The sequence below is a fragment of the Mesorhizobium sp. M3A.F.Ca.ET.080.04.2.1 genome (genome assembly GCF_003952525.1).
Classification (GTDB): Bacteria; Pseudomonadota; Alphaproteobacteria; order Rhizobiales; family Rhizobiaceae; genus Mesorhizobium.
This window is the reverse complement of the sequence record NZ_CP034451.1, coordinates 349,308-365,820: the sequence shown is the minus strand read 5'-3', so window position 1 is coordinate 365,820 and position 16,513 is coordinate 349,308. Positions and strand designations below refer to the sequence as shown.

The window sequence follows — 16,513 nt, the reverse complement described above, 5'->3', positions numbered from 1 at the left end:
CCATTCAGGGAGCCATGTTGAGCTTCCTTCGCTTGCCGCCTCCCAGCCATCACGTGACGGGCGCCTTCGGTTGGTTGATCTCGACGGTTATTATTTCGAACCTGGCGCGACTTTGATGGCCCGCTTGGGCAAGCGAATAGTAGAAGACCGCGACCGTCTTCTCCGGCGCTCGGTCCTCAACTTCAATCCGCCTGCAAACCCAGCGAGAATCCTAGTCCTGGCTTCGCTTGATCGCAGGGGTTAGCAAGGCAGTGCGCGCAATCGCTATTCCGTTAGGCGTCGGCGGCTATGGCGAGGCCTGAGGTCGTGCCGGCACTTTCAGCGATTGGCGCCAGGCTGGCGGGCCGCTCGCGTCGAGCTCTGCCAGCCTGGCCAACCATTTGTAGCGAGCACGCTTTGCACTGGCGCGACTGCACGGGCTTTTGATGCACCTTGAAGCTGCGTCTCACCTCGCCGATTTACCGGGCCGCTTTGCGATAAAACGCAGCACCTGGGAACTATCCTAGTACGCTGCATTCTTGCCCATCGTGGCTGGTTGAGCGAGAAGTGATCTAAATTTACTGACGCTCGCGCCTGCCGACGATGACAACAGCCTCACATCACTCGCCACTGTCGTCATATCGAAGCCCCACCCAACAGCTCGCTGGGCATATTCTGGCGTCGCGCAGTGGAGGCCGGCTCGGATGCCACTTGCCCTGCAAACCGATGCTATTTCCTGCAGGGCGACAATGATCTCGGGTTCCTCGCGATCAAATCCCGCTGGAAGGCGGCCTTTCGTCAGGCCAAGGGTGAGATCGGCCGGGCCGACATAAATACCGTCAAGGCCGGGCGTAGTGGCAATTTCCTTGAGTTCAGCCATGCCTTGAGCGGTCTCAATCATCGCGAAAGCAAGGATTTCGTCGTTCGCCTCGCTGGCGTAGTTGCTGCCGGCCGAGAACGAGACCCGCGTGGGCCCGTAGCTTCTCTGGCCAAGCGGCGGATAGCGCATATAGCTGACAAATTCCGCTGCCTGCGCGGCGGTGCTGACCATCGGGCAGATGATGCCGTATGCCCCGGCATCTAGAGCCTTCATGATAATCCCGGGCTCCATCCATGGCACCCGGACCATCGGCACGGTGCCCGACGCCAGCATCGCCTGAAGCATGGAGAGTATGTGGGAATAGTCGAGCGCACCGTGCTGCGCGTCGATCGTCACGGAGTCGTAGCCTTGGTTCGCCATGATCTCGGCGACGAACGAGTTGCCGATCGAGCACCAGCCGTTGATGGTGGGCTTGCCTTCTGCCCATAGCTTTTTCAGTCGATTTGGGGTCACGGGATTTCACCTTGGCGAAAAGGACTTGCAGAGGGCACGCGCGATACACCGAGCGTCCATCTGGGCGCCATAGCGACCTTCAAGGTCAGCACGTCACGCGGCTGGAGGATCAGGAGATCGGCATTTGCCAAGCGGGTGTGATTCCAGCCTGCAGGCTCAATCGACCTCGGCTTGCAGCACGATGATACAGGGTGATTTGAACACGATCTCCGGGACCGGATAGAGCATGCGGGTGTGGAGGCCGCGGTCGCCGAAAATGCCCTTCACGACCGCCGAAGCACCGTCGAGAGCCTTGGCTGTCTCATTGATATGCCCGGGAGCATAGCTGATTGTACCTTCCACCCGCACAATGCAGCGCACACGCTCCAAATCGCCCACCGCGTCCTTGATCTGCGCGATGGAGTTCAACGTAGCCTGCTTGCATGCTTCCGCCGCCTGTTCGACGGTGATCCCCGCGCCGATCGAGCCTTCGTGGATCAGGGTCTTGGCGTCCTTCCATGGCAGCTGACCGGAGATCAGGATCGTATTGCCGGTTCTTACCCAGGGTACATAGCCCGATGTAACGGCCTTGGGCGCCTTTGGCAAAACCAGCCCGAGCTCGGCGATACGTTGTTCTGCAGTGGTCATGAGGTTCGCTCCCTGGATTGAATTCATGCTTGGCGCCGGCGCTGGTCGACGACGACCGCCCCGACGATGATGGTGCCCTTGATGATGTCTTGGTAATAAGTCCCGACACCAAGGAATGTGAAACCTGAGGTCACGACACCTAGGATCAGCGTTCCGATGACCGTACCCCCGATGCTGCCCGTCCCCCCGGCCAAAGAAGCCCCGCCAATGACAGCGCCGGCGATGGCGTCAAGTTCATACCCGGAGCCCATGCCAGGTTGACCAGATGCGGCACGGGCGGCAGTCATGACGCCCGCCAGTCCGGAAAGTATCCCGGCCACGGCATACACCTTGATCAGGTGGCTGCTGATATTGATACCTGAGACGCGTGCCGCCAATGCATTGGCGCCAATTGCATACGTGAATTTGCCGTATCGCGTGTAGCCGAGCGCGATGTGGCAAATCACTGCCAGGGCAAGAAAGACAATGACTGGCATTGGCACAGGGAAGCCCAGCACGTTGAAGCTTCTCGCCAGCCAGGTGAATTGAGGGGTCAACATGGCAACCGGAACGCCGTCTGTGTACCACTGAGTGAGGCCCCGCGCCGAGACCATCATACCCAGGGTGACAATGAAGGAAGGTATCTTCTCTTTGGCTATGATGATCCCGTTGACCGCGCCGGCAGCCAGACCAACCGCCAGACCTGCCAGTATCGGCAAGATTGCCGGCAGGTCGGTCAGCTTGGGGTAAACCGCCGCGTCGTTGAACGAGGCCTGCGCCAATGAGGCTGAGACCATCGCAACCAGACCTGCGATCGAGCCCGAGGAAAGATCGATTCCGCCGGCGATGATGACCTGCGTCACCCCGATTGCAATGACGCCGACGACGGAGACCTGCAGGACGATAATGGAAAGTCTGGGTTTGTTGGCCAGAAACGATTGGCCCATGTAAATCCAACCCAGGATCTCAAACACCAGCGCGATGCCCAACAACACCGCCAGCATCGAGAATTCAACCGAAAGCTCGCGCTTTTTCATGCCGATGCTAGCTCCATGATCTTGTGCTGGTCGGCTTCATGGCGACCGAGAATGCCGGTCACGCGGCCCGCGTGGACAACCATGATCCTGTCGCTCATGCCAAGCACTTCGGGGAGTTCGGATGAGATCATGACGACCGCTGCGCCGGAACCTGCGAGCCTGGAGATAAGGCTGTGGATCTCAGCCTTCGCGCCTACGTCGACGCCACGCGTCGGCTCATCGAGGATCAGGATTTTGGGGTTCGTCAGCAGCCAGCGACCAATCAACACCTTTTGCTGGTTGCCCCCCGAGAGGTAGACAATGGGCTGGCGCATGCTGGGGGTCTTGACGTGAAGCGTCTGGACCATCCGGCCGGCATCCAGCGACAGCTTCCCTCGCTCCACGAAGCCGCACCTTACATAAGCGCTCTGGAGGGCCGCCATCTGGGTATTCTCCTGAATCCCCAGCGTGAGAAAACAGCCTGATGCCTTTCGGTCCTCCGTCAAAAGGGCCATGCCGTTCTTCATGGCCTCCCGCGGAGACCCGATGCTAACTGACTTTCCGCCAACTTCGATCGATCCCGAGGTGGCGGGAGAAATGCCGAAGATCGTTTCGGCAATATTTGATCGGCCCGATCCCACAAGACCAGCAACGCCAAGGATTTCTCCCGCGCGGACCTCGAACGAAATATTTTCAATGACGCCCGCCAGGCACAGGTCTCTGACGCGAAGCACCACATCCCCGATCGGCACCGTCTGTTTGGGGAACATTTGGGTGAGCTCACGCCCGATCATCATGCGGATCACGTCGTTGCGGGTGACGGCGTTGGACGGCCTGGTATCGATGTATTTGCCATCCCGGAATACGGATACCTCGTCGGCGATTTCGAAGAGCTCATCCATCTTGTGGGTGATGTAGATGATGCCTTTGCCCTTCGCCCTCAGCATGCGGATGATCCGGAAGAGCTGCCCTACCTCACGTTCGGTCAAAGCCGACGTTGGTTCATCCATGATCAAGACATCGGATTCGTAGGACACCGCCTTGGCAATCTCGACCATCTGCTGGCTTGCGACCGTCAGCTTGCCGACCCGGATGTCGGGATCGATGTCGACTTCAAGCTGCCTGAACGCCTCGACTGTCCTACGGCGCATTTCGGCATGGTCGATCAAGCCCAAGCGGTTCTTGGGCTCACGCCTTATCCAGATGTTTTCAGCAACCGTCATCGAATCCATCAAGTTAAGCTCTTGATGGATCATCGCGATTCCGCTCTGCAGTGCCTGGAGCGGATTGGCAAGACGAACGTCCCGACCATGCAGACGAATGGCGCCACTGTCCGGCTGGATAATGCCGGCGGCAATTTTCATCAGCGTGGATTTGCCGGCGCCATTCTCTCCCATGAGCGCATGCACCGTCCCCCGCTTTATCCGGAGCGAAACGCCGTCAAGTGCCAACACGCCGGGGAATGATTTGGTCACATTGTCGATTTCCAGAACACAATCAGACTGGCTGCAATCAAGTGCTTGTGCCGCGCTTGCCATGCCCTGAGGTCCTCCCGTGACCGACTGGCCTTGAGAGCATCGCCATTGAGCGCGCCCCACTGAGGCGCGCTCCGGGGTTGCCAGTGCTATTTCTGAACGAAGTCATTCATGTTGGCCGGGGTGACCAATTGGAACGGGATCCAGACCTTCGAGTCGACCTTTTCGCCTTTAGCAAGCTTCATCGCCGTCGTCACAGCGGATCGACCCTGGCCCGCCGCGTCCTGATAGATCGTCACGTCTAGGTCACCCTGTTTCATGTATGAGAGCGCCTCGGCGGTTGCGTCGATGCCTGCTACGACGACCTCTTTTGGATCCCATCCCGCCGCAGCCATTGCACGGATGGCGCCGACCGCCTGGTCATCATTGTTGGCGATGACGGCATCTGGCTTGATGCCTGCCGCAATCCAGTTGGTCATGAGATCCTGCGCCTTGACAGGATCCCAACCGGGGGCCTGTTGCTGGATGACCTTCATGAAGCTGCATTCGTCCGTTGCGATAACATCGTGAATGTCCTTGGTGCGCTGGATGGCGGCCTGGTTTCTGAGATCGCCCTGAATGATCGCTACCGTCGACTTGCCGCCTTCCTTCAGAAGGCGACAGACCTCCTTGGTCTCAAGCGTTCCGGACTCACTCTCGTTGGAGCCGACGAACGCACCCTTTGGCCCCAGCTGGTCGATGTCGATAGGTTGGCTGTTTACGTAGACGATCGGGATTCCCGCATCTTGCGCAAGCTTTGTCATCGAGGCGGTTGTCGAGGTGTCGATGGCGTAGACTATGATGGCGTCGACCTTCGCGGCGACGAAATTCTGGATTTGCGAGATTTGAGTGTTGACGTCGGAGTTTGCGATTTCGACGGTCAGCGGCTGGTTTTGAGCCTTCGCCTCCTGCTCCATCGCTTTGCGCATCTTCGTCAGGTACGTGTTGGTGAAGGCGATCGACACGCCAATGGTGCCGGCGTTCGCGACCGAACTGACCAACACGGAAAGTGCAACGCCAAGCAGTAGCTTCTTCATTTTAAACCTCCCTTTGTTTTGAGCCGCGCCGCCGCGACAGAGATAGCCGCTGCCGCTCAAAGGCATGCCACGTTCAAGATCTTCGGTTCCCTCCCGAGCTTGAACGGCCGGTTTGGCCGTTTCCGGCCCTGCAGTGCGGGGTAGGAGTCGACTCTCGACTGCACTTGCCGATTGCCTGTTGCCTACTGTCGACAATGACTAAGGGGCGTCGCCTCCCTGTGTCAAGGTAAAATCGTCGCTCTCACCGGCCGACCTGCACCATGCCCTTCGCTCAAAGGACACTTGACAAAGCCACCTATCGCGCGCCAATGTCGGTTGTCGACAGTCGCCACAAGGCAATTTTTGCGACAGATTTCAATTTCGGAGGAAGCCATGTCCCTTCACAGCCCGGCGGTGGTCAAAGAGGAGTTGCCGTTCAATACAGCACGCCTTGACGCTTTGATGGACACCGCGGGGCTCGACGTCCTCCTTGTCTGCTCCAAGCACAATGTGCAGTATATGCTCGGCGGGTACCGGTTCTTCTTTTTTGAATATATGGATGCAATAGGTGTAAGCAGGTATTTGTCGTTTTTCATTTATGAAAAAGGCAGCCCAGAACATGCCGGATATATTGGAAATCCGATGGAACGCGATGAGAAACAGCGCTTCTCGCACTGGGTGCATGAAAGTGATCTGGGATCCTGGAAGAGCGTCGATTCGATGAACCAGGCCATCGCGTTTATCCGCCGCAATGGGCTTGCGGCCGGGCGCATTGGTGTGGAATCGGCTTTTCTGCCAGCTGATGCTTATAACGCGCTACGTGCCGGCCTCCCGAATAGCGACGTCGTTGATGCGACCATCGTTCTGGAGCGACTTCGGGCAATCAAGACCCCGCAGGAACTTGATATGCTGCGCAACGCCTCGGAAAAGGTCGTGGATTCGATGGCTGCTGTCGTTGCCATCCACGGAGCTGGGGCCACCAAAAATGATCTCGTGCATGCTCTTCAGCGCGAGGAAGTAGCGCGCGGACTGACCTGGCAATTTTGCCTTATATCGATGGGGCAGAGCTTCAATCGCGCGCCGTCTGAGCAAATATGGCAGCCTGGCGATGTGTTGTGCCTCGATTCGGGTGGCAACTATAATGGTTGGGTGGGCGACATGGCGCGAATGGCCATCCTTGGCGCGCCGGATTCAGAGTTGCAGGATTTGTTGAGCGTGATCGACGAAATTCAGCAGGCTTGCCGGCGCTTGATACGGCCCGGTACGCTTGGACGGGATCTCTTCCCCGAAGCGCAGGCATTGGTCGATGTTTCGCGTCACAAGGACTATCTTAGCTTTGTTATCCATGGCATGGGCCTCATTACGCACGAGGCGCCGCGCCTGACCCCGAACGGATCGGTACCTTATGAGGCCTCGGATGCCGCTTTGCCCTTGGAGGAGGGAATGGTCCTGTCCGTCGAGACGACTATGCTTCACCCGCGGCGAGGGTTTATCAAATTGGAAGACACGATCGCGGTGACGTCGAACGGTTACGAGCCGTTTGGCGACGGGCATCGTGGATGGAACCAGGCCGGTGGCTGATATACGATCCTTCATTTGAAGGGAGACAGGTAAGATGAGTGCAAACCTGGAAGAAGAGTGGGGGCAGATCGAGAGGGGGCAGTCTCTCTCGGAGAAGACCTACGTCCGGGTGAAGAACCTGATCCTGTCGTGCGACCTCAAGCCTAAGCAGGACATCAACGAATTCGAACTGGCCCGGCGGCTTGGAATAAGCCGCTCGCCACTGCGCGAAGCGCTTAGCAAGTTGGCTGAAGAAAGCCTCGTCGAGCCCTTGGGACGAGGTATGCGCGTCACTCCGGTCACGCGTCTCAATGTGGTGGAGTTGTACCAGTTTCGGATGGTGCTTGAATCCTTCGCGGCGCGCAATGCGGTTGGCCGCATCACTTGGCAGGAAATCGAGGCCGCCCAGTCCGATCTGGAGTCAACCTTGCCGTCCTTGGAAGCAGGCGACCCATGGCCTTTCAGCAACCTCGATTTCCAGTTTCACGATCTTTATGTCCGCAATTGCGGCAACAGCCTCATTATTGACCGCCTGGCCCGGCTTCGCGATCAGTTGCGCCGGATCTGGAAGCACGTCGGCATTTCCGCGGAAGACACACGGTTGAGCTATCGCGAGCATGTGGAGATTCTGGAAGCTGTCCGGCGAGGCGATCGTGACCAGTTACAAAGTGCCGTCGAGCGGCATATCACGAATGTAGGCAATCGGGTTGCCAGCACCGTAAGGGAAGCCGAGCCCGGTCTAGCCGCAGCGGGATCCTAGGTAAGCCCGTAGTCAGCAGATACTTTGGAAGATGAAGCCGAAGGCCCGGGCGGAAGCGTCCGCTGGCATGACGCATGACGCGATTTGCCCCGCGAGAAGGGGGGCGTCCTCAGCGGAAGGATTGGAAAATGAAAACTTTGAACGCAGCTGTCATTGGGACCGGCTTCATGGGCAAGGCACATTCCGTGGCCATGGCGGTCGTCCCAATCATCTTTGAACCTTCTGTCGGAATCGACCGCACTGTAATCGTTGACATTGACGAGGCTGCCGTGAAGAAGGCGCAGGTCCAGTACGGGTTCCGCGAGTACGCGACCGACTGGCGCGAGGTCGTCAATCGCCCGGACATCGACGTTGTGGTCATCTGCACGCCCAATGATTCCCACGCCGAGATAGCCATTGCCGCCGCGAAGTCGGGCAAGCATGTGATGTGCGAGAAGCCGATGGCATTGACCTCGCAGGATGGCGAGAAAATGCTGGCGGCCGCCAAGCAGGCTGGGATCGTACACCAGCTCGCGTTCAATTTTCGGCACAGCCCCGCCTTGCAAATGGCCCACCGGCTCGTCGAGCAGGGCCGCATTGGCAAGATTCTGGCGTTCCGCGGCTATTATCTTCAGGATTGGAGTGCGGATCCGAGCACTCCGCTGTCGTGGCGTTTCAACAAAGCCAAGGCCGGGTCCGGTGCGCTGGGAGATATCGGCAGCCACATCATCGACGCAGCTCGGCTGCTTGTAGGAGAGTTTGAGGCTGTGACCTCGGTTATGAAGACCTTCATCCCGGAGCGACCGCTCCCAGAAGGGCGGTTCTTCGGGCACAAGGGAGCTGCGTCAGCCGAAAAGGGTACGGTTGACGTGGATGATACGGCTATCACCATGGTCAAATTCGCCAGCGGTGTGCACGGGACAATCGAGGTCACCCGCAACGCCTATGGTCATCACAATCAAATGGGATTCGAGATCAACGCGACGCGCGGCACCATTGCCTTCGATTATCAGCGCTTGAACGAGCTGCGCGTCGCATTCGCCGATGATCCGGCAGATGCGTTCGGCTTTCGCACGATCTATTCCGGCCCCAATCAGCCCTATGGCGACAAGCTGTGGCCGGTTGCCGGAATGGGGCAGGGCTATATCGATGTGAAGTCCATCGAATGGTACAACTTCCTCCAAGCGATCGCCGAAAACAGGCCCGCATCGCCGAACTTCGAGGACGGTGTGCAAATCGAACGCATCATCGACGCCATCCAGGCATCCGCCAAGAGCGCCGCCTGGGAACGCGTAGCCTGATGGGGACCGTGGCGTGAAGCTCTTGGGCACGGGATGGAGTCTCGGCCGGATGGTCAAGATGCTCATGCCCATTGTTTTGAGGACATCGTTCTATGAACGCCTCTACCGTGGAATCCTGAATCGAAAAATCGTGAAAAGCCTGCCGTGGCGGCAACGGTAGCGGCCGAGGCAAAGGCCGAGGTGAACTGCAGCAAGGTCTTGAAGGCCGTGGGGTTGCGCGAACCGAACCGGCTTCGTCCAATGGACTCTCGCGCTTGCGAGGATCCGCGAAAAGCGTTCGTGTCTTTCGAAACCTGAGGGAAGGAGCGCTCCTCGAGTTTTACAACAGCACCTTCACTATGAAGGCCTCCGGCGAGGGGCTCGTCAGAGGATCGCTTGCCTGGCATTGGGCGAATACCGCCGCGTCAGCGGAGCGTAGCGCGGGGTCGATCGAGCGATGGCGTCGCAACCTTTGGTGGGGGTGGAGTTAACTCCGTCGTTGAGAGCGCGCATTCGAGCACGTTGGATCATGGGAGAGAGCGATGACAAAGCGATGGCAGGTTCGACCGCCCAACTCGAACTGGGGCCAGTTCGGGGACGACGATCAGATCGGTCGTCTCAACTTGATCACACCGGAGTGCCGGAAAAAGGCGATCAAAGAGGCCATCGAAGGTCTGGCGTTCTGTCTGAGCATTCCGCTCGATCTTCCTGGCGGCAACAAGCTCGTCGAGAGCCGTCATCCTCCACTGCGCACGCCCGCAAGAAAACGCGGTGGCCCGGTGGTGAACTATCCGTATTGCTGTGAGAATCCCGCCTGGAACGACATCGTATGCGATGACGCGGTGACCATCTATATGCAGTATTCGACCCAGTGGGACGCGTTGAGCCATATCGGCTACGAGTTCGACGCCGACGGGGACGGTGTTGCCGAGGTCGTCTACTACAACGGTTATCGGGGCGGCCAGGACATCGTGGGGCCAGACGCACCAGGTGGCGCCGGCGCCCGCAAGCTTGGCATTGAAAATATGGCTGAAACCTGCGTCCAGGGTCGCGGCGTGATGGTAGACCTGCATGAACGCTTGGGCATGGAGCGCAAATTCGTCGGGTACGATGACCTTATGCGCATCATGGAAGAAGACCAGATCGAGCTCGAGACGGGCGACATGCTTTGTCTGCATACGGGATGGGTGAAGGCGGTGGTCGACCGAAAGGACAGCCTCGACAGCCAATTGCTCCACGGAAGTTGCAGTGTTCTCGACGGCACTGACGAGCGGCTTCTCAAATGGATTGATGCTAGTGGTTTGTCAGTCATCATCGCTGACAATTTAGCGGTTGAAGGCGTTCAGACCGGCGGCCCTGACGGAGATCAGAACTTCGCTGCGTTGCCACTCCATCGCCGCTGCATTGCCGAGCTCGGCATCCATTTGGGCGAGCTTTGGAATCTGACGCCGCTCAACACCTGGCTCAAGCAGAACGGACGTTATCGGTTTTTGCTTACCGCTCCGCCCCTGAGGGTGCCCGGATCGTTCGGGTCTCCCGTGACCCCGGTTGCCACCGTATGATCGAGCCGGCTTGTTTCGAACCGATCGGAGAAAAGGGAACGGGCTCGCAACATCTGCGAGCCCGTTCCTCTTTCCAGCTTGAAGTGAGCTGCCTCCAACGTCAGGCGGATGCACCGTAACGGGTGCGTCCGCCCTGAAGATCTACTGCTTGCAAGGCCCGACCCGCGGCATTCCTTTGCATACGGCTTCCTTGGTCACAGCACCGTCCTCGATGACGAGATTCATGTTGTCGAGCGTGATGACATTTGGCGTAACCTGCGCCCATGGCACGTCGACCATCTCGTTGTTCATCTTTGCGCCACCGAACAGGTCGGCCGAAGGAGTTTCTCCCTTCAGGAGCGCGGCGACGATCTGGGCAGTCTTGTTCGATTCGTCCTTGAGCGATCTCCACACCGTCATGGACTGCTTACCCTGAAGGATCAGTTGCAGGCTGTTAAGCGTCCCATCGAGACCCGTCACCGGAACTTTTCCTGCAAGCTGCTGCCCGTCAAGTGCAGCGATGATGCCGCCGGCCATGCCATCATTGGGCGACAGCACGGCGTCGACCCCATTATTTGTCGCGGTCAGAATTTGTTCCATCTGGGCCTGTGCCTTCGACGGATCCCAAAGCGGCACCCAGGGGTCTGCGACCAGCACCCGGCTTTTTTTGTCGAACAGAGGCTGCAACACGCTCATGTAGCCTTTCCTGAAAAGAAACGCGTTGTCGTCCAGCTTCGAGCCGTTGATGATTGCGATCCGCCCGCCTTCCTTGGTGTTGTCGGCAATGAACTGTCCTTGGAGCTCGCCAATCTTCACGCCATCGACCGAGACGTAATATGCGACCGGCGCGTTGTGAATGAGTCGGTCGTAGGCGATGACTGGAACGCCTTGTCTTTTGGCGTCGTTCACGATGACCGCGGCGCCCTTCTGGTCGATTGCGGTGACAACCAGGACCTTCGCGCCGCTGGCAAGCGCCGCCTCTGCCTGTGCCTGCTGCTTCGAGGCATCGTTGAGCGCATTTTCCACCTTCACCCTGGCGCCCGGATAGGCGCGCTTCATCGCTTCGGTGAACATCGGCTTGTCCTGGCCTTCCCAGCGGGCCGTTACATTCTCTGGCAAGAGCATGACCACCAGCGGTGCGTCCTCAGAGCGTGCAGGAAGCATTCCCGCGGTGCTGACGATCGCAAGAGCGGCCAGGCCCGCATAGGCCCAGCGGTTGATGAGTTTCATAGAAAAACCTCCCAGATTGGCGATATTCGCCGTTGAAAACTCGGCAAAACTTGCCGGCGACATGCATGGTGAAGACGCAGACAGTCGATCGGCATTTCTGCCGCGGAAGGTCAAATGAGGTCAGATTCCGCGCTGCCCTATATTCTCGGCCTGTATGCGCTCTACACATTATTAGCGTAGTAAATAACAAAAATAATGTCAATAAAATCAAGTCGTTAATAAATAAAAAGCTGCAGTAGAAAGTTTTAATGTGAGATTACCAAATGGTTGCGTCCGCCAATCTCTTGCTTAGAGTTTGGCGTTGCGATATGGCGCGTCAATATCTTTTCACACAGCTGTGTTTAGCGGTATGCCCTGTGAATATGGCTTCTGGTCGCCTTTCGAACCTCTCAAGCCGGTTCGTACAGCCCGATTGAGAAACGTCTCGCGTTTTGACAGTTGTTATCTCGCCTCAGCCAACATGACCTTTGACAATGCGTCCGAAAGAAAGCCGACGACGAGTGTTGGAGTCTAACGTGACGGCGAGCAGCAGGATTGCGCCCTCAACCATGTATTTGACGTCCGCTGGCTCACCGATCAGGTCAAGTCCGTTCGACACACTGCCGATGACCAGTGCGCCAAGCAACGCTGCCCACACCCTGCCGCGCCCCCCGAAGAGGCTTGTCCCACCGATGACTGCGGCCGCGATTGCCTCCAAGAGCAATGTCCCTCCGCCAGTTTGGGTGCTCGCAGCCTGGAGGCGCGCCGTCGAGATCAGCCCCCCTGCGGCGGCAAGGAACCCAGCAATGGCGAACACGCTTATACGGATACGCGCAACCGAGATGCCAGCCCGGCGCGCCGCCTCCGCCTGACCGCCGACGGCATAGATGTGACGTCCAAAGGTGGTGCGGCGTGCTATCCAGTCGAACACGGCAACGAGAACGAATAGCACCACACCTGCGGTCGGAACGCCGTAAGCAGCGTTGAGCACGGCCACGGCACCAAACAGGGCAATGCCGGTCGCGATCGTTTGCACAAGAAGGACTGGAGCCGACTTGAAGGTCATGCCCGCCCGTTGGCGAAGTCCGTTTTCCCTCAGCCGTGTGCCGCCAAACCATAGGATCGCAAGCACCGCGAACACCCAGCCCCAAAACGGCGGCAGGAATGTCGAAGCGATAGCCGTTATGTGAGGGTCGAACACGTTCAGCGTGCCGGCATCACCAAGCACGTGCAACTGAACTCCGAGCCAGATGAGAAGACCTGCCAGGGTGACTACGAACGAGGGAACGCCCATTAGGGCATACCAGGCGCCTTGGATGACGCCGGTGAAGGTGCCGAAGGCCAGCATGACGATAATGGCCGCCCACCAAGGCCAGTCCTGATTGACCATCAGGACGCCAAGCACTGCTGCCGACGCTCCCGCAACGGAACCGACCGAGAGATCGATCTCTCCCAGCAGCAGGACGAAAACCACTCCGATCGCAATCGTCCCAGACACGGAGATCTGCAGAACCAGGTTTGACATGTTCCTGGGCGTCAGGAAATGTGCGTCCTGGAATTGAAAGAACAGCCAGATCAAGGCAAGACCGAGCACGACAGGTGCTGCGCCTAGCTCGCCCCCACTCAGGTTCTGCCGCAGTTCGCCCAAGATACCTGCGGGGCGAGCCTTCGGGCTGCTTGATATGGTTTCAACGCTCACTTGGTTCTTCACCCGACTTCCTCCTCCTGAAGCGTTTCTCGTCAGCTCGCCCCAGAGGCGCCGGTGATAGCGGCAACAACCTCTTCCGGCGTGCTGGTCGTCGGCCGAAAAGTGGCCAGACGTTTCCCGAGACGCAGGACAACGATCCTGTCAGATACCTCGAACACATCGCGCAGGTTGTGGGAGATCAGAACCACTCCGAGACCCTGGTGACGCAGGCGCTTGATGAGTTCGAGCACCTGGTGGGTCTGCGCGACACCCAACGCTGCCGTCGGTTCGTCCAAAAGCACGACTTTCGAGTTCCACATCACAGCGCGCGAGATCGCCACGGACTGCCGCTGACCACCTGAAAGGGCGGCAACGGGGGCACGCACGCTCCTGATCGTCGTCACGTTGAGGCGCTTCAGCACCTCAAGTGCGCGCCGTTCCATCTCAAGTTCCGACAGTCGCCGCAGCGCCCGAGGCGAGGAAACGGTCTCGCGACCAAGGAACATGTTGGCCACGACGTCCAGGTTGTCGCATAAGGCGAGGTCCTGGTAGACCGTCTCAATGCCAAGATGCGTTGCGTGCCAGGGGGAGCGAAACTGGACTTCCTCGCCATCAAAGCGAATGGTTCCGGCGTCCGGGGCATGGGTGCCCGCGATAATCTTGACGAGAGTGGATTTGCCCGCCCCGTTGTCGCCGACAAGCGATACGACCTCGGATGGATAGACCTCAAAGTCCACGCCGGAAAGGGCGTCAACTGCGCCGAATCTTTTGCCTATTCCCTTCATTTCCAGGACCGGACTGGCGGCCGCTGCGTCTGCGAAAGGGGCGCTGGCAGCCGCGCTCATTGTGAACTCCAGCGGCATGCGGCCACGGCTGCCGGAACCAAGTCATGTTGAAGCTTGTGGTCCATCATGTCCTCCCAGTGCGCTGAGATGGCGCTGGCCAGTCACTCTGCCAGCGCCGATCGACAAGACTGTCAAGCCGCTTGTTCCTCAACGCTGAGCGGCGTGTCGGTGGGGCCGTAGACGATCTGGTCGAAATCGATATTGGCGCCAGTCATCAAACCCGACTCGTCGGAGGCCAGGTACAAACAGGCCCGCGCGATCTCATCGGGCATGATCAAACGGCCGAAGGGCTTGGATTTGATGACCTGATCATACCAGTCCTTGGGAAGGCCGTGATGCTCACGCTGGATCCGGTCTTCTCCCGGCGTGAGCGTCCAGCCGACATTAATCCCGTTGACGCGGATACGATGGCTAAGCAACGCATTGGCGAGGTTCAGAGTTAGGGTCAACAACGCGCCCTTTGACGAGGAGTAAGCCGAGAGGTACGGCTGGCCGCCATGCGCACAGATGGACTGGATGTTGACAATCGACCCATGGATACGCTCTCTCCGCATGATCTTGACGGCCTCCTGGATCAAAAAGAACGGGGCACGCACATTCACGGCGAAGATCTCGTCGAAACGCTCTTCGGTTGTGTCGAGAATAGTGCCGCGATCGGTCAGGCCGGCTGCGTTTATGAGCACGTCTACCCGTTTAAACTTCTCATCGGCCGCCCTGATGACTTTGCGAGCGTCGGCGACCTTTTGAAGGTCAGCAGTTACGAAGATCGTGGGGCAGCCGAGCGCCTCAATGGCGTCGGCTACGCGCTGTCCCTTCTGCTGGTCCCTGCCGCAGATAACGAGGCCTGCTGCGCCAGACGAGGCGAATCGGCGCGCGATCGCCTCGCCCAATCCCTGCGATCCCCCCGTAACAACTGCAACCTTTCCCTCAAGCGTCCCTAAAGCCATTTGCTGATCCTCCCATGACAAATCGCACTGAAAGTGTTGAAGACGTCTCGTGGGTGCCGACTAGACACCCTTGCCGATGGAGTAGCCCTGGTCGACGACCATCAAATGCGCATTCATCCCCGACGACGCGTCGGACAGGAGGAAAGCTATCGAATGGGCGACCTCATCGGGATGTATGAAACGACCCGACGGGATGTCGGCCAGCCACAAGTCCCGGACCTCGGGTTTTTCGCGGCCGACCTGGGCGAGCATTTCCGTATCTGTGTAACCGGGGGCAATGGCGTTCACGCGGACCCCTCGCTTGGCCCACTCAACACCTAGCGAACGCGCCATGTGGGCGACCGCGGCCTTTGAAACGTCATAACCAACGTGGCGCTCGGGTCGGGCAACGATCAAAGCCGACATCGATGCGACAAGGACGATTGCGCCAGATCCCCGCGACAGCATTGGCGCCGCGAAAGCCTGGGTCGAGAAGAACACCGAGTCCACATTCAGGTCCATCACTCGGCGCCAATCTTCGACAGAGTAGTCTTGCGCGAAGCGGTCGCCCGCAATGCCGGCGTTAGCAACGAAGGCGTCGACCTTTCCGCACTTGCCAACGACTCTGTCGACGGCTGCTTGAACCGCCGAATTATCTTTCACGTCAAAAATCAGATGATCGACTTTAAGACCTTCCGCGGTGAGACCCTTGGCAGTCGCTTCGACCGTGGGGCTGAGGTCTGTCAGCACAACTGTTGCGCCGAGCTCCGCCAGACACCGCGCGGTAGCGGCTCCAATTCCTCGCGCCGCTCCTGTCACCACAGCAACGCGTTCGTTGAGGCTGAAACGATTGGCGGGCGAGGTAACCATAAGGGTCAGTCCTTCGTATTGGAGCTGGGGTTGTTTCGAGCGTGGAGGCGCGCAAAAGCGGTGAATGCAATACGCAGTGGCAATGCTCCTCCTCCTTGCAGCCAGAAGCGTTTTCTGCCCAATGCCGGCTGTCGACAATCGACTATAAGGTCACCTAGTTCGCTGTCAAGGCCTCAAAAAGTCCATAAAACGCGCGAAAACCGCGATTCGGCACCAATATGTTGTCGACAGTAGTCGGTAGACAACCTCCTTACTGTTCGGCCGCCCGGACTTGGAGTTCGGGGGGATTGATGGTCGATGGCCTGAATGCGGCATCAGGTCCGGGCCCAGACCTCCAAGCGGATCGCAAGGATGTCGGAGGCGAGCCTCGGTGACTATAATATGTATTTACG

At 58.6% G+C, this 16,513-nt stretch carries 14 protein-coding genes; 4 read left to right on the top strand and 10 right to left on the bottom strand.

The features are described 5' to 3' along the window. Positions 1–502: 502 nt before the first annotated feature. The 5 genes from EJ074_RS01600 to EJ074_RS01580 all read right to left on the bottom strand — a co-directional run bounded on the left by EJ074_RS01600 (position 503) and on the right by EJ074_RS01580 (position 5,485). Complete coding sequence (locus EJ074_RS01600) at positions 503–1,312, bottom strand: aldolase/citrate lyase family protein (protein ID WP_129552709.1); 810 nt, start codon at positions 1,310–1,312, stop codon at positions 503–505. A gap of 156 nt (positions 1,313–1,468) precedes the next feature. Next, positions 1,469–1,939: a RidA family protein gene (locus EJ074_RS01595; RefSeq protein ID WP_165349818.1), complete on the bottom strand. Its 471-nt coding sequence runs from the start codon at positions 1,937–1,939 to the stop codon at positions 1,469–1,471. A 23-nt stretch (positions 1,940–1,962) separates the two neighbouring features. After that, positions 1,963–2,955 carry an ABC transporter permease gene (locus EJ074_RS01590; protein WP_129552707.1) on the bottom strand — a complete coding sequence of 331 codons (993 nt, stop codon included), beginning with the start codon at positions 2,953–2,955 and terminating at the stop codon, positions 1,963–1,965. Continuing rightward, on the bottom strand, positions 2,952–4,472 hold the full coding sequence (locus tag EJ074_RS01585; protein WP_129552706.1) for a sugar ABC transporter ATP-binding protein: 1,521 nt from the start codon (positions 4,470–4,472) through the stop codon (positions 2,952–2,954). The genes EJ074_RS01590 and EJ074_RS01585 overlap by 4 nt, the downstream gene beginning before the upstream one ends. An 86-nt stretch (positions 4,473–4,558) precedes the next feature. Continuing rightward, a complete protein-coding gene (locus EJ074_RS01580) occupies positions 4,559–5,485 on the bottom strand; it encodes a substrate-binding domain-containing protein (protein WP_129552705.1) in 927 nt (308 codons plus the stop codon). A gap of 372 nt (positions 5,486–5,857) precedes the next feature. Here EJ074_RS01580 and EJ074_RS01575 point away from each other — a divergent pair, with 372 nt between their 5' ends. The 4 genes from EJ074_RS01575 to EJ074_RS01560 all read left to right on the top strand — a co-directional run bounded on the left by EJ074_RS01575 (position 5,858) and on the right by EJ074_RS01560 (position 10,605). Further along, positions 5,858–7,045: a Xaa-Pro peptidase family protein gene (locus EJ074_RS01575; protein WP_129552704.1), complete on the top strand. Its 1,188-nt coding sequence runs from the start codon at positions 5,858–5,860 to the stop codon at positions 7,043–7,045. 34 nt (positions 7,046–7,079) lie between these two features. Then, on the top strand, positions 7,080–7,784 hold the full coding sequence (locus EJ074_RS01570; RefSeq protein WP_095808448.1) for a GntR family transcriptional regulator: 705 nt from the start codon (positions 7,080–7,082) through the stop codon (positions 7,782–7,784). Between the two features lie 128 nt (positions 7,785–7,912). Beyond that, positions 7,913–9,064, top strand: coding sequence for a Gfo/Idh/MocA family oxidoreductase (locus tag EJ074_RS01565; protein ID WP_129552703.1), 1,152 nt, complete (start codon positions 7,913–7,915; stop codon positions 9,062–9,064). A gap of 521 nt (positions 9,065–9,585) precedes the next feature. Beyond that, positions 9,586–10,605 carry a cyclase family protein gene (locus EJ074_RS01560; RefSeq protein WP_129552702.1) on the top strand — a complete coding sequence of 340 codons (1,020 nt, stop codon included), beginning with the start codon at positions 9,586–9,588 and terminating at the stop codon, positions 10,603–10,605. Between the two features lie 141 nt (positions 10,606–10,746). On the opposite strand, the gene EJ074_RS01555 is transcribed toward EJ074_RS01560, so the two are convergent. From EJ074_RS01555 to EJ074_RS01535, 5 genes are all read right to left on the bottom strand, one after another. Continuing rightward, positions 10,747–11,814 carry a sugar ABC transporter substrate-binding protein gene (locus EJ074_RS01555; protein ID WP_165349817.1) on the bottom strand — a complete coding sequence of 356 codons (1,068 nt, stop codon included), beginning with the start codon at positions 11,812–11,814 and terminating at the stop codon, positions 10,747–10,749. A gap of 451 nt (positions 11,815–12,265) precedes the next feature. Further along, positions 12,266–13,504 (bottom strand): sugar ABC transporter permease, encoded by a 1,239-nt coding sequence (locus tag EJ074_RS01550; protein ID WP_129552700.1) that lies wholly within the window; start codon positions 13,502–13,504, stop codon positions 12,266–12,268. Positions 13,505–13,533: 29 nt separating this feature from the next. After that, the gene (locus EJ074_RS01545) at positions 13,534–14,325 is read right to left on the bottom strand and encodes an ATP-binding cassette domain-containing protein (protein ID WP_129552699.1); all 792 of its coding nucleotides are present in this window, start codon (positions 14,323–14,325) and stop codon (positions 13,534–13,536) included. A gap of 131 nt (positions 14,326–14,456) precedes the next feature. After that, positions 14,457–15,272: an SDR family oxidoreductase gene (locus EJ074_RS01540; RefSeq protein WP_129552698.1), complete on the bottom strand. Its 816-nt coding sequence runs from the start codon at positions 15,270–15,272 to the stop codon at positions 14,457–14,459. Between the two features lie 60 nt (positions 15,273–15,332). Further along, positions 15,333–16,121, bottom strand: coding sequence for an SDR family oxidoreductase (locus EJ074_RS01535; protein WP_129552697.1), 789 nt, complete (start codon positions 16,119–16,121; stop codon positions 15,333–15,335). Positions 16,122–16,513: the final 392 nt, after the last annotated feature.